This is a genomic window from Buttiauxella sp., from assembly GCF_035271705.1.
Classification (GTDB): domain Bacteria; phylum Pseudomonadota; class Gammaproteobacteria; order Enterobacterales; family Enterobacteriaceae; genus Buttiauxella.
In genome coordinates this window covers 1-13838 of record NZ_DATERI010000123.1, presented here as the reverse complement: position 1 = coordinate 13838, position 13838 = coordinate 1, and the positions used below count along the sequence as shown (strand labels likewise).

Below are 13838 nucleotides of genomic sequence, written 5' to 3'. Positions count from 1 at the left end.
CTAAAATCGCTCTAAAGCCCAGGGTTAAATCCTTCGCCCGAGTTAATGCTCACTTGTTACTCTACCGATCAATCGGTGTTATGGAAGAGCAACCCTGGCGAGCTAAAGTCTACAACGTAGTTGAAAACTTACAAGTGTGAAGTCCCTCAGACATATGAAAAAAAACGGTTTACGTACACACTTTCTAACAACTTTGCGCAAAAAATAGACTTGCCAGGGCGAGGGGAAGGCCGCCTGAAGCGGCTTGCAGAGCGGATTCTTGATAATTCACAATGGATTGTCAGCGGTGAAGAAAAAGTTCCAAAATTTCTCGTAAATTTACTTAATGATACAAACAAGAATGAATTTTTAGGCCAGTTCGTGGTCGTGTACCTGTTTTCGAGGTATGCGTTGGACGCATAATAAAGCCAATTGCATTACCCATTTCAGCCGCAGATGACAGTTGAAAATGCTCTTCGTCAGTCAACTCTTCCGGTAACCAACCGATAACAACACTGTAATTTCCTGTCTGCAATGCTTTTACCATAGCATCTACGGTGAAAAGTGGATCTAACTGGCTTACTTGCATCACTTTTGTCAGCGGAAGACCAGCTGATTGTACCCACTTGCGACTCAATTTCTGCTGTGGCGTTAACCACAATTGCCAGCGTGACTGTTGACCCAGTTGTTGTAACAGGGGCAGCAACACCAACTGCGTAATCCATGGCTGATCTTCTCTGTAGATCACTTCACTGATCAACCCTTTCATGTTGTTACCTGCTGAAGACTGAGCCAATGAAGACGCAGAAGTTGGAACAGTGGCAACGTGAGTTAGAACGTTATGTGATTGCATAGTTAATCCCGCCTGATGGGTTACTGTATGAATATACAGTAATGCCAGTTCGGACAAAGATCAATCTAAATTTCGGAAAGCGTATCGCAATTTCAACATGTAAATCGGCGGAAAGAAAGAATGTGATTGCCGATGGTCATCAGGTTACCTATTTTCGTGTTACTGGATACGGTAAAAATCGTGATGAAGCATTATGGATTGATAATTAAGGATATATTCATGAAGAAGCGGTCTTATGCAAGGATTCATCAATCAAAAGAATGTCTATCTGCGTTAGGTGACATTAGCTATCGTTCACTATTTGGAGGATACAGTTTGACCGTCGAGAATGTGGTGTTTGCCATGGTTTCAGAAGGGGAGCTCTATCTTCGGGCGTGCGAACAATCAGAAGTTTACTTCGTTGAAAGGGCGTCAGAGTCTCTGGTGTTTAAAAAGCGGAGTCGTGCAATCGCGCTCAATTATTATCATGTCGATGAAGGGTTGTGGCGCGATCGGGAAAAGTTATTACAGCTTTCAACGGATGCTTTGTTTAACGCACGACGTGAAAAATCGCGCCTGAAAGCGCAACAACGGCTCAAAGATTTACCCAATTTAACGCACAGTCTGGAAATGATGTTGTGGGAAGTGGGGATTACTGATGTGCGGACTCTTCATGCTTATGGTGCAAAGCGGTCATGGATAAAACTGCGACATTTGAAGAAAGGGCTGGGGGTCCGAGTGTTGTTGGCTTTAGCGGGTGCGATTTGCGGTGTTCATGAAGCTGCACTCCCGGCAGCAACGCGCCGGGAGTTAGTCGAGTGGGGTTGTCTTTACGAGAAACGCCAGACCCGTTAAACGTGTTGCTGCGATACAAGTTGCTGAAGGCGTGATATTTCTGGCAGCAGCGCAACCAGTAGGCCGATTTGTTGAAGCACTAATGATTCTTTGGTATCTGGTTGCGGCTCAAGCAAGGTGATGCGTTCAGAAAGCCCCTGAAGTGCCTTTTGAACCCTGTCTTCATCGGCAGGTAAATGGTGAAGGGCATCATCTACGTAACACACCGCGTCATCAAGCAGCAGCAAAATATCCTCGCTGGTTAGCTGTTCACGGTGCGCACCTAACGCCGAAATATAGCTGTTAAAAGTGTGATTGAGACACAGCAAGCGAAATGCAGTTTCCTGCATTTCAGGCGAAACGCGCGGTTCAGATGACATATTGGATACTACCGAGGCCAGTTCCGCATCCTTGTTATGTGCATACCGACGAGCGATTCGGTATTCAACACGGTTATCCCGGCCTTGATGGTATTGTTCAAGAATCGCATCTAGATAGCGACAATTCGCGTTAAATGCACCCTCAACGACCATCGACAACCTGCGAAAACGCCAGTCAGGCCAGACAAAACTCACCGCCGCCCAAGCGATGGCACAGCCCAACAGCGTATCGAAGATACGCGGCATGGCGACTTCAAACCCTTCACCGAGCAAGTTGAAGCACAGCAATACCAGTAAGGTGATAAACATCGTGGCATGCGCATATTGCACATTGCGGAAGGCAAAGAAGAGCACGCCAGTAATCACGATTAAAACAAGCTGGCCTTCAATTGAGGGTACGAAGTACAGCACCGGGAGCCCTATCGCCACACCGACTAACGTGCCGATGATACGCAATGCTAAACGGCGACGAGTGGCGCTGTAGTTTGGCTGGCAGACAAACAGGCTCGTTAGCAGGATCCAATATCCATGTTTTAGCCCAGTAAACTGAATGAACGCATAGCCGACGCAAAGAACCAGCGACATCCGTACCGCATGGCGAAATAAGGCAGATTCCGGTGTTAAGTTGAGTTTCAAACGCTGCCAGACATCACCAAAGCCGGTTATACGATCATCAGCCAGGCGGTTTTCGATATCGCTTTGTGGCGCGGCAAGCGCCTGCTCGGATTCAATTGTCGCCAGTTGGGCATCAATGGCGCGTAAATTACTCACCAGGAAGCCGAGCGCTTTAAACTCTCCTGCCAGATACTGATCGGCTTTCAACCTTTCGACCGCCGCATCAAGATGCGTAAACGCACGATCAAAACGTGGGTCATGTTGATACTTTTCACGTAATAATATCGAACGCGATAATTGTAAACAGGCCCGGGACTGCATGGTCAAAAGGCGTTGAAAGCGGAACATAATATCGCTATAGCGGAATTTATCGCGTAGCGCCTGATACTGAATATGCGAAGAGCTGGCGCGTTCGTGAATATCCTGTGCGACAAAATAGTAATGCAAAGTACGACGTGTGCCTCGTTGACCACGATCTCCGCGTAAACGTGTCAGTAATGAGCCTTTGGTCTGATTCAGCGTCGTGACCAGTTGGCTGTTAGCCATCGCAAGTTCAAGCATCGGTGCCTGGTTTTCTTCTTCAATGTCGGGGTCGAAAAGCATCGCTTTGACTTCGAGGTAATGGGCGAGGCTTTCATAACATCTTGCCAGGTTGTCCTGAAGTGGCCGAATCGGGAAAATAAGATGCCCAGCGAGTGTCAGCACGTTGTACCAGATAGCACCAGCCAGCAGCAGGACCGGTTGTTGATACCAGTGCTCATATAATGAATTACCGAGCATGGTATAAATGGCGATAAGCAGCGCCCCGAAGGCAATAGTGGCGTAACGCTGACCTAATCCACCCAGCAGAATGAATCCACTGGTGGAAACCATAAGCCCGATGCCAAAAAATATCGGCCACGGGAACAGCAACTCAACAGAGGCTGACGCAATAAAAAAGCTAATTAAAGTAATCAAAAGATTACGCAAACGCCCGGTCAGCCGGTCATCCAGATCTGCGAGCGCTGCGGCAACGACACCGAGTGTTAATGGGATAGTCAGTTTAACGTCACCCAGCCACCAAGGGAGGGCAGCAGTGCCCGTCAGCGCGATGAAAATGCGCAAGTTATAGAGCCAGGTGCTGTTCCAGGTATAGCGGCGCAGAATTGGACTAAGCATTAATACTCACTATTCTTGTCTGAATTACTGGAAACGACGACGAGCATTTGCTTCACGTGCAGCCTGCGCAGTTTCAACAGAAACCACACGGCGGCCAACTGGCCAAAGCGCGATAGCCGCTATTTTGAAGTTAGCGATTCCCACAGGAATGCCGATAACAGTAATGCATTGTGCAATCCCGGTGCAGATATGTAGTACACAGAGCCACCAGCCGAAAAACACTAACCATACAATGTTCAGCAGCGTACCACCGGTATTCATGATGGCATTTTTGCTCTGCGGATTGAGCTCATCAACATGAATGGCTTCGTTACCGTAGGGTACGAAAGAGAGTTTGGTAATCTCCCAGCAGGATCGAGTCAGCGGAAGCGTGAAAATAAAAATGATACTGACAAGAGTGGCCAGCAACCAGGAGAGGGTGGTCAAAAAGCCGCCCAGTACAAAGTTCAAAATATTAAGGACTGTACGCATAATCACTCTTTGTTGGCATGAATGTAGATAAATGAATAACCACAACAATTGTAACGCGTTTTTACCCTGGAGCGTCATTCCTTCGACGGGTAAACTTAACCCCAACCCTAATTTTGGATCAGGCAAAGCGTAATGGAACTGAAAGCGACCTCCTTAGGCAAGCATTTAGCGCAACATCCCTACAATCGTGTGAGATTGCTGACAGCGGGTGTTGAGGTAAAGGGTGATCGTCATGAATACCTTATTCCATTCAATCAGTTAATAACCATTAATTGCAAGCGTGGTCTGGTGTGGGGGGAACTTGAGTTTGTTTTACCGAATGACAAAGTGGTGCGTCTACACGGGACCGAATGGAGTGAAACGCAGCGCTTCTATCATCATCTCGACGAACTCTGGCAGAGTTGGAGTGTGGAGATGAGTGAAGTTGCGGCTCAGGTTTTACACCAACAGTACGCTGAAATTACGCGCCGGGTTCAGCAAGAAAAATGGTTTAAACGCAGCGACATGCAGTCATTACAAGAAAATGTTCGCGCTGCATTTTCTGGATTGCCTCTTCCTCAGGCACGCCTGGAAGATTTCGATAATTGCCGTGAAGTCTGGTTACATTGCAAGGCCTGGCTTGAGCAAGGCGAGCAACGCCGCCATCAACGTAATGCCGCTTTTACCCATCACATGCTTGAAAAATATGCTGATTTCTTCCAGAAAATAGAAAGCTCACCACTGAATCCCTCTCAAGCTCGTGCTGTGGTCAATGGCGAAGATTCGTTATTAGTTCTGGCGGGCGCAGGGAGTGGTAAAACCTCTGTTTTGGTTGCGCGTGCCGGTTGGTTGCTGCAACGCGGCGAGGCCAGTGAAGAGCAAATTTTATTGTTGGCATTTGGCCGTAAAGCCGCGCAAGAGATGGATCAGCGCATCGCGGAACGCCTGCATACTGATGCGATTTCAGCCCGCACATTCCACGCTTTAGCGTTGCATATTATCCAACAAGGAAGCAAAAAAGCGCCGCGTATTAGCGAGCTGGAATCTGATACCAACGCGCGCCATCAATTGCTGATTGAAAGCTGGCAGCAGCAATGTCGTGAGAAAAAAGCACAGGCAAAGGGATGGCGCGAGTGGTTGAACAACGAGTTGCAGTGGGAAGTGCCTGAAGGGGAATACTGGAAGGATGAACGAATAGCTAAACGTCTGGCCAGCCGCTTAGATCGTTGGCTGGGATTAATGCGTATGCATGGGGGCTCTCAGGCTGAAATGATTGCCTGCGCACCTGAAGAAATTCGTGAGGTGTTCGCAAAACGCGTCAAACTCATGGCTCCGTTATTAAAAACCTGGAAAACAGCGCTGAAATCTGAAGATGCGGTCGATTTTTCAGGCCTGATTCATCAGGCAGTGAATGTGCTGGAAAAGGGGCGCTTTATCAGCCCATGGAAACATATTCTGGTGGATGAGTTTCAGGATATCTCACCTCAACGCGCGGCGTTGCTGGCAGCATTGAGAAAACAAAACTCGCACACCTCGCTGTATTCAGTGGGTGATGACTGGCAGGCGATTTATCGTTTCAGCGGCGCGGAAATGTCACTGACAACTGCCTTTGCTCACCATTTTGGTGACGCGGACCAGTGTGCGCTAGATACTACCTACCGCTTCAACGACCGCATTGGTGAAATCGCGAATCGATTCGTGCAGCAGAATCCTCATCAACTTGCCAAACCGTTAAACAGCCTGTCTAAAGGTGATAAAAAATCTGTCACGTTATTAGCAGACGACCAGATTGAAGCATTGTTCGATAAGATGAGCGGATACGTTCAACCCCAGCAGCGAATTCTGGTGTTGGCGCGTTACCATCATTTACGTCCGGCCATTCTGGAAAAGGCGGCAACGCGTTGGCCAAAACTGGCGATTGAGTTTATGACTATTCACGCCAGTAAAGGGCAACAAGCTGATTATGTTGTGATTCTGGGATTACAGCAGGGGAAAGACGGTTTCCCCGCAGTGGCGCGTGAGTCTGTCATGGAAGAGGCGTTACTGCCACAACCAGAAGATTATCCGGATGCTGAAGAGCGGCGATTGCTGTATGTAGCGATGACGCGGGCACGTCATCGCGTCTGGTTGTTATTCAACAAAAATGAACCCTCCAGTTTTGTCGATATCCTGAAACAACTTGGCGTGCCCGCGGCAAATAGACCGTAATTATTTCAGTCGTTCTGCCAGATAGCGTGGGTAATCAGGGATCAAAATTTCTACTGACTGATTAAATCCTGGCGAATGAATAATAAAATCGGCGGTGGATAAATTGGTCGCTACAGGAATGTTCCACACCGTCGCCAGACGCAGTAACGCTTTAACATCTGGGTCGTGTGGAACGGCATTCAAGGGGTCCCAGAAGAAAATCAGCACATCTATTTTCCCTTCGGAAATCAATGCACCCACTTGCTGATCGCCGCCCATTGGGCCGCTTAGCATGGCATTGACATCAAGACCGCTCCCACGATGGATGAGGTTCCCCGTGGTACCCGTGGCGTAGAGCACATGCTGGGCCAGGACCGACTTGTGGCGCTCAACCCATTTCAACAGCGCATCTTTGCAGTGATCGTGCGCAACCAGCGCAATATGTTTTTTTTCCGCCAGGGTGCGGCTCGTTAATTCCATTGGCTAATCCTGATTGATTAATATTGATTGATTAATGATGTCTACAGCTTACTGGAAGTCACTGATGCTGCAAGAGAAGGGTGTCAAAAATGCGGAAATTGAAAGGCAATTATGGCTCAGGGTTATCCTTCACCCATTGTAAGAAACTCTCGCGAGTGGGTTTGTCTGCTTGTAAAAACCAATACTTGAGCCGCTGCTCGGTTAACGTTTCAGATTGACGAGGTGGAACATCGAGTTCGGATGTGCGGGACAGCAACGTACTGTCATCAGCCATCATCCTGGCGAAGCCTTTTATCGACGCGACCTTTCCTGACTTGTTGTAAAACTGGGTATCTTGCTCGTAATCAATTCCTTGCGGCGTCATCTTTACCGGTAAAACATCGATTTTAAAAGGGATAACAGCGGAGTCACCGTCAAGCAACTGAAGATGCGGTGCATGGTCAAATTCATCTCTTTCTTTATCATTTTCAATGCGGGGTAAATTAAAATTTACCTGACTGACCTCTTTGGTATCGAAACTCACAATTAAAGGTGGGGAAATATAGAGGCGTTGCTCACGCGTGTTGGTCCGAATATTTTTCTCAACGCGAAACACCATTTGATGCGGGCCGTTATCCAGTTCGAGGCTATCGGCCCCTCTTAATAACGAACTGGAAACCTTTTTCCCATCAAGCACCAGCAAATCGATATCCGTGGACAAACGTAATGTTGTCGCCCCCGATTCAAGTGGCAAAAGAAAGAGCCAACATATTGCGATAAAGAACACTGTTCTCATCAATTTCTCCTGCCGGGGTAAATGGGACGATCCCTTACTGAATGTATCAAAATTTTTCATAAAAACGGTTTATTAACATATAGACATATTTCGAATAATTGCTCTACTACCTGTGTATGGGAAAGATGGTGAGTCACCAACAGATGGCATACACTTTTGATTACGAAGTCCCAGTGGAGAGTGTGATGAAACAGGCAGATATCGAAGCTATTTTAAAAAGCACCCGAACGATTGCATTGGTGGGCGCCAGTGATAAACCGGATCGCCCAAGCTATCGGGTAATGGCATATTTGCTGGATCAAGGATATGAAGTTATTCCCGTGTCACCAAAAGTGGCCGGTAAAACCCTGTTGGGGCAGCAAGGTTATGGATCGCTTGCAGATATTCCGCAAAAAGTGGATATGGTTGACGTGTTTCGAAATTCAGAAGCCGCATGGGAAGTGGCGAGAGAAGCCATCGCCATCGGAGCAAAAACTTTATGGATGCAGCTAGGTGTCATCAATGAACAAGCTGCCGTGCTGGCGCAGGATGCAGGGTTAAACGTGGTGATGGACAAATGCCCGGCGATTGAAATTCCTCGCTTAGGCCTGGCTAAATAATAAAAAACCCCGCAAATGCGGTAACACCGTTCACTTAAGCCATTGAATGAGGGGAAACACCGGGATTTGGTTCCCGGAGGGACGCCAAACCCGGTGGTCGCCCCGGATATCTCGTTCTTAAACTAACGGTGTTAGCAAATGCGGGTTTTTTGCTAATTACGCAGGCGAGGTGCCTGTAGCTGTTGCCGTATCGAAGCCGCCAATTCATCCATCGACGGTTGTTCGGGATGCTCGTCTTGTGACTCCCCACTTAACTGGGCTTCAGCAAGATAGGTGTGCATCGCCTTGCCATCATCATCTTCCATTACTACATGATACCAGGGTGCACTACGGAGGACTTCGTTGTCAGCCAGATCATCTTCTGCGGGTTCATCCAAAGAGTATTCCGGGTCGATATCGACCACCACTCCCAGATAGCCCAGCAAAGAATGTCGTACTTGCTGGCCAATGCCGAATTTGCTGGCAATCATAGTCACCTCCTGAGAAACGTTACTGCAACTAATGTGCGGGCAAGTTTCTACTTTTCAAGCTACATGATGCGACAGGCAAACCCTTTCAGATACAGCCCTTCCGGATAGGTAGCGATGACGGGGTGATCCGCTGCCTGACGGAACTGCTCTATAAATTGTACATCACGCCCAGCATCTACGGCGGCATCGGCGATGATTTTCTGGAATAAATCTGTCGTCATGAGTCCCGAACAAGAGAACGTCATCAGGATCCCACCCGGATTCAATAACTGGATTGCCAGCATATTGATATCCTTATAGCCGCGACATGCGCCCATCAACTGGCTCTTATTCTCGACGAACTTCGGTGGATCCATCACGATAACATCGAACTTATCACCCTGGTCGCGGTATTTACGCAGCAGTTTGAACACGTCGTCACGCACGAATTCCGCTTTGCTTAAATCGAGTTTGTTCAGCTCAACGTTTTTCTTCGCCACATCCAAAGCGTCCTGAGAAGTATCAACGCTGACAACCTGGCTACATCCGCCCATCAGTGCAGAAACCGCAAAACCACCGGTGTAAGAGAAGCAATTCAACACGCGCTTATCTTTCACATACTGACGAGTCGCAAAACGGCTGTCGCGTTGGTCAAGGTAATAACCCGTTTTGTGGCCACCCTTAATATCCACCAGCAACTTCATGCCGTGCTCTTCGATTGGCAACAGATCAGGTGGCAATTCACCGCTCACTGGCCCTTGCGTCAATTCCATCCCTTCTTTTTTGCGCACCGCTACATCTGAACGGTCATAAATAGCACATTCTGGATAGAGGTTTTGCAGTGCAGCGACCAAAGCAGGGCGTTGGTATTCCGCGCCTGCGGACAGTAGTTGCAGCACAAGGAAGTTACCGAAGCGGTCGATTGTCACACCTGGCAGGCCATCAGATTCGCCAGCAATCAGACGATAGCTGTCCAGCCCATCACGAGCAGCCAGCCATTCGCGCCACTGCTGCGCCTGCTGCAGACGGCGCGTGAAGAATTCGATATCGATGCTTTCATTGGCATCGAAAGTCCAGACGCGGGCACGGATTTGCGAGGAAGGAGAATAGGCGGCACGTGCCAACCATTTGCCCTGGCTATCGACAACATCAATTGTTTCGCCGAGATTGGCTTTGCCTTCCATACGTGCGACAGCACCAGAAAACACCCACGGATGACGGCGCAATAACGATTTTTCGCGCCCTTTGGTTAACACTAAACGTACACTCATAATTTGCTATGCTTTCTTGCTAAGAATTTGGCGTCATTTTCCGGTTAACACCGGCTAAATGCAACGTAAGAACCCGAAACGGAGGAAGTTATGACCACAGTATGCACACTTTCCTGGGTCCACGGCCTGGTTCAGGGGGTTGGTTTTCGCTACAGCACACAGCGCGAGGCGCTAAAACTGGGGTTAACCGGTTACGCCCGTAACATGGATGATGGTAGTGTTGAGGTATTAGCCTGCGGTGATGCACAGCAGGTTGAAAAGCTTGTCGCGTGGCTAAAAGCAGGAGGGCCGCGCAGTGCTCGGGTTGATAAAGTGCTGACTGAGCCTCGCCAACCCGACAGCCAATGGACAGATTTTAGTATTCGCTACTAAATACACTTCACCGGCTTTGGCAGACCCGCAATTTTTGTCGCCTGCTTGGCCGGCCCTTTCGGGAACAAACGGTATAAATAGCGGCTATTGCCTTTCTCTTCACCAAATTTGGCTGCCATCGCTTTGACCAACATACGAATGGCCGGAGAAGTATTAAATTCCAGGTAAAATTGGCGTACGAATCGCACCACTTCCCAGTGCTCTACCGCGAGCGTAATGCCTTCGTTTGCAGCAATCACTTCCGCAAGTGGTTCGCTCCACTCGTGGCTATTTTTCAGATAGCCATCAGCATCAGTTTCTATTTCTCGGCCTTCAAACATCAACATCATTATTCTTTGCTCCAGACAAACTGGCCGCAGTGTAGCAAATTTTGCCGTGGCAGAATAAATAAAGCCCCGCATTAGCGAGGCTTCATTTGGTATGGGCTATCAAGCGATTAATCGCGGCTTGCGAAGCCCAAAATGCTCAACAGGCTGATAAAGATGTTGTACAGAGAAACGTACAAGCTCACCGTTGCGCGAATATAGTTAGTTTCGCCACCGCGGATAATGTTGCTGGTCTCCATCAAAATGGCACCGGATGAGATCAGAATGAACACGGCGCTAATTGCCAGATGCAGGGCAGGGAGTTGCAGGAAAATGTTAGCAACCATACCGACCAGCACGACGACGATACCCGCCATCAACATCCCGCCCAGGAAGGACATGTCCTTACGGGTGGTTAGCACATACGCGGAGCAACTAAAGAACACCAGCGCTGTGCCACCTAACGCCATACCAATCACATCGCCCATACCGGCAGAGATGAATGAATTAAGTATTGGGCCGAGGATGTACCCGAGGAAACCCGTGAATGCAAAGGCCGCCAGAATGCCCGTTGGTTTATCTGCCAGACGGTGGGTTAAATACATCAGACCGTACATGCCGACCAGCGTCAAAATCAGACCCGGAGATGGCAGCATCAACACTGTGCTGGCCGTTGCTGTTATTGCAGAAAATGCCAGTGTCAGGCTGAGTAGAAAATAGGTATTACGCAGTACCTTGTGGGTACTCAGCAGTGACGAACGGTCACGCGAGGAAGTGATTATGCGATCCATTCAGAAACTCTCTCTTATAGCAGGTGGTTATAGTGATTGAGAATAATGGCCTCCTTTATTGCAAGAAAGCCCTTTTACCCATCTTTACCTTGTTCAGATTTAAATAACAGACAAGTGACACGTCATAAAATTCACTTATATGTAGCTGAAAATTATTGCTTAAATTAATTCGGGTGCTAAGAGTGTTAACCGTACCGTCGTTAACAACTCAAAATAAGGCGTGCGTAATGAAAGTAAGTAACCACAACACATATATCAAATCTTTTCTTGCTATTGGATTGGCGAGTGCCATTTCAAGTGCCTGGGCGGCTAACGTGCCGACAGGGACTGAATTGGCACAGAAACAAGAACTTGTGCGCAATAATGGGAGTGAACCTGCCTCACTTGATCCCCATAAAGTCGAAAGTGATGTTGAATTTAATCTTATTAGCGATTTCTTTGATGGGCTGGTGGCCGTGCGTAAAGACGGTTCAATTGAACCCAGGCTTGCCGAAAAATGGGAAGAGAAGGGCAATACTATCTGGACGTTTCATCTTCGTCCTGGCATTAAATGGTCTAACGGTGAGCCGATTACCGCTGAAGATGTGGTCTGGAGCTGGCAGCGTTTGGCAGACCCGAAAACGGCATCCCCTTATGCCAGCTACCCTGGCAGCATGCACATCGCTAATGCCGCAGATATAGCACTTGGCAAACAAGCACCTGATACGCTGGGTGTCAAAGCGCTGGACGCTAACACGTTGCAAATTACTCTGACACAGCCGACTGCGGCTTTCCTTGCCATGTTGGCGCACCCATCGTTGGTTCCAGTTGATAAAGCCGTTGTTGAGAAGTTCGGGGATAAATGGACACAACCGGGGAATTTAGTCAGCAGCGGCGCGTATAAGCTTTCACAATGGGTAGTGAACGAGAAAATCATTGGCGAGCGTAACAAGCAATACTGGGACGATAGCCACACGGTGATTAACAAGGTGAGTTACTTGCCGATTGCTTCTGAAACCGCAGATATCAATCGCTATAAAGCGGGCGAGATAGACATTGTTTATACCTTGTCACAAACGCAGTTTGGGGCGCTCAAAAAATCCATCCCTGACGAAGTGCATGTCACGCCAAAACTGGCTACCTACTATTACGAGTTTAATACCACCAAAGCACCGTTCAACGACCCGCGCGTGCGCAGGGCCCTCAATATGGCGCTTGATAAAGAGATCATCGCCGAGAAAGTATTAGGGCAGGGGCAAATCCCGGCTTGGGTCATTAGCCAGAAAAAAATCGGCGGTGTAGAGATAAAATCCCCAGAGTACGCAAGCTGGAGCCACGAGAAACGCGTCGCTGAGGCAAAAAAGTTGCTGGAAGAGGCGGGTTTTAATGCTGCCCATCCTTTGAGCTTTAACTTGCTCTACAACACCTCAGAAAACCACAAACGCATTGCCATCGCGGTCAGCTCAATGTGGAGTAAAAATCTGGGAGTAGAGGCGAAGTTGCAAAACCAGGAATGGAAAACCATGCTCGACACCATGCACAGCGGGACGTTTGACGTAGTGCGTTATGCGTGGATTGCTGATTACGACGACGCGTCTACCTTCCTGAATAATTTCCGTATTGGTCACAGTGAGAACACTTCAAAGTACAACAATCCGGCTTATGATGAAGCGCTAGATAACGCAGCGAAGGCTGACAATGTGGTAGAACGTGGCAAGTATTATCAACAGGCTGAAGACAAACTGGCGCAAGACGTGCCAGCCATTCCTGTTTACCACTATGTTTTAGCCCAATTAGTGAAACCTTTTGTCGGTGGATTCGCACCAAACAACCTCGGTTTCTACTACACCAAAGATATGTACATCAAAAAACATTGATGCCCGGTGGTTGCAGGTTGCAAATCCTGCAACGAATCCTGTTGTTAAATTACTCAGGTTGTTGATGTTTCGCTCAAACAACACAAGTTTGGTGATTTATCAGGCGAACGAACAAAATCATGCTTTACATGAAGTATGGGTATGTTTATAGTTCGCCCCGTTGGAAGCGTGGCCGAGTGGTTGAAGGCACCGGTCTTGAAAACCGGCGATCCGAAAGGGTTCTAGAGTTCGAATCTCTACGCTTCCACCAACATTCAAGCCCTAGCTTAGAAATAAGCTGGGGCTTTTTCGTTTCAGATTGTTGATGTTTCAATTAAATAACACGATTTTGGTTATTTTTAAGGCGAACGAACAAAGTCAGGCTTTACAGGAAGTTCAGGGATGTTTATAGTTCGCCTCGTTGGAAGCGTGGCCGAGTGGTTGAAGGCACCGGTCTTGAAAACCGGCGATCCGAAAGGGTTCTAGAGTTCGAATCTCTACGCTTCCACCAACATTCAAGCCCTAG

14 protein-coding genes and 2 tRNA genes are annotated in these 13838 nt (G+C 48.2%); 7 read left to right on the top strand and 9 right to left on the bottom strand.

Annotated features, from left to right (window positions below; genetic code table 11):
• Positions 1-322: 322 nt before the first annotated feature.
• Entirely contained in the window at positions 323-832 is a 510-nt protein-coding gene (gene sulA / locus VJY99_RS11275) for an SOS-induced cell division inhibitor SulA (protein WP_324118458.1), read from the bottom strand.
• A 219-nt stretch (positions 833-1051) separates the two neighbouring features.
• On the opposite strand from sulA, the gene VJY99_RS11270 reads away from it, so the two are divergent.
• The gene (locus VJY99_RS11270) at positions 1052-1666 is read left to right on the top strand and encodes a TfoX/Sxy family DNA transformation protein (protein ID WP_324118456.1); all 615 of its coding nucleotides are present in this window, start codon (positions 1052-1054) and stop codon (positions 1664-1666) included.
• On the opposite strand, the gene yccS is transcribed toward VJY99_RS11270, so the two are convergent.
• Both yccS and VJY99_RS11260 read right to left on the bottom strand, forming a co-directional pair.
• Complete coding sequence (gene yccS / locus VJY99_RS11265) at positions 1663-3798, bottom strand: YccS family putative transporter (RefSeq protein WP_324118454.1); 2136 nt, start codon at positions 3796-3798, stop codon at positions 1663-1665. The genes VJY99_RS11270 and yccS overlap by 4 nt on opposite strands.
• A 24-nt stretch (positions 3799-3822) precedes the next feature.
• Positions 3823-4269 carry a YccF domain-containing protein gene (locus VJY99_RS11260; protein ID WP_324118452.1) on the bottom strand — a complete coding sequence of 149 codons (447 nt, stop codon included), beginning with the start codon at positions 4267-4269 and terminating at the stop codon, positions 3823-3825.
• A gap of 132 nt (positions 4270-4401) precedes the next feature.
• On the opposite strand from VJY99_RS11260, the gene helD reads away from it, so the two are divergent.
• Entirely contained in the window at positions 4402-6456 is a 2055-nt protein-coding gene (gene helD, locus VJY99_RS11255) for a DNA helicase IV (protein ID WP_324118450.1), read from the top strand.
• Here helD and mgsA read toward each other — a convergent pair whose 3' ends face one another.
• Positions 6457-6915 carry a methylglyoxal synthase gene (gene mgsA, locus VJY99_RS11250; RefSeq protein WP_324118448.1) on the bottom strand — a complete coding sequence of 153 codons (459 nt, stop codon included), beginning with the start codon at positions 6913-6915 and terminating at the stop codon, positions 6457-6459.
• Positions 6916-7024: 109 nt separating this feature from the next.
• Positions 7025-7690, bottom strand: a complete 666-nt coding sequence (gene csgI / locus VJY99_RS11245) for a curli synthesis inhibitor (RefSeq protein ID WP_324118537.1) — start codon at positions 7688-7690, stop codon at positions 7025-7027.
• A 185-nt stretch (positions 7691-7875) separates the two neighbouring features.
• Between csgI and VJY99_RS11240 the strand changes: the two genes are divergently transcribed.
• Entirely contained in the window at positions 7876-8289 is a 414-nt protein-coding gene (locus VJY99_RS11240) for a CoA-binding protein (RefSeq protein WP_324118446.1), read from the top strand.
• Positions 8290-8441: 152 nt separating this feature from the next.
• Here the strand turns inward: VJY99_RS11240 and hspQ are convergent, their stop codons facing one another.
• Together hspQ and rlmI are read right to left on the bottom strand one after the other, a co-directional pair.
• The gene (hspQ, locus tag VJY99_RS11235; RefSeq protein ID WP_324118445.1) at positions 8442-8759 is read right to left on the bottom strand and encodes a heat shock protein HspQ; all 318 of its coding nucleotides are present in this window, start codon (positions 8757-8759) and stop codon (positions 8442-8444) included.
• A gap of 59 nt (positions 8760-8818) precedes the next feature.
• The gene (rlmI, locus tag VJY99_RS11230; RefSeq protein ID WP_324118443.1) at positions 8819-10009 is read right to left on the bottom strand and encodes a 23S rRNA (cytosine(1962)-C(5))-methyltransferase RlmI; all 1191 of its coding nucleotides are present in this window, start codon (positions 10007-10009) and stop codon (positions 8819-8821) included.
• Between the two features lie 90 nt (positions 10010-10099).
• On the opposite strand from rlmI, the gene yccX reads away from it, so the two are divergent.
• Positions 10100-10381, top strand: coding sequence for an acylphosphatase (gene yccX / locus VJY99_RS11225; protein WP_324118441.1), 282 nt, complete (start codon positions 10100-10102; stop codon positions 10379-10381).
• Here the strand turns inward: yccX and tusE are convergent.
• Together tusE and yccA are read right to left on the bottom strand one after the other, a co-directional pair.
• Positions 10378-10707, bottom strand: a complete 330-nt coding sequence (gene tusE / locus VJY99_RS11220; RefSeq protein ID WP_324118536.1) for a sulfurtransferase TusE — start codon at positions 10705-10707, stop codon at positions 10378-10380. The two genes, yccX and tusE, sit on opposite strands and share 4 nt — an antisense overlap.
• Positions 10708-10817: 110 nt before the next feature.
• A complete protein-coding gene (gene yccA / locus VJY99_RS11215; RefSeq protein WP_324118440.1) occupies positions 10818-11477 on the bottom strand; it encodes an FtsH protease modulator YccA in 660 nt (219 codons plus the stop codon).
• Between the two features lie 227 nt (positions 11478-11704).
• On the opposite strand from yccA, the gene VJY99_RS11210 reads away from it, so the two are divergent.
• From VJY99_RS11210 to VJY99_RS11200, 3 genes are all read left to right on the top strand, one after another.
• Positions 11705-13333 carry an ABC transporter substrate-binding protein gene (locus VJY99_RS11210; RefSeq protein ID WP_324118437.1) on the top strand — a complete coding sequence of 543 codons (1629 nt, stop codon included), beginning with the start codon at positions 11705-11707 and terminating at the stop codon, positions 13331-13333.
• A gap of 162 nt (positions 13334-13495) precedes the next feature.
• Positions 13496-13583: transfer RNA gene (locus VJY99_RS11205), tRNA-Ser, on the top strand.
• 152 nt (positions 13584-13735) lie between these two features.
• Positions 13736-13823: transfer RNA gene (locus tag VJY99_RS11200), tRNA-Ser, on the top strand.
• Positions 13824-13838: the final 15 nt, after the last annotated feature.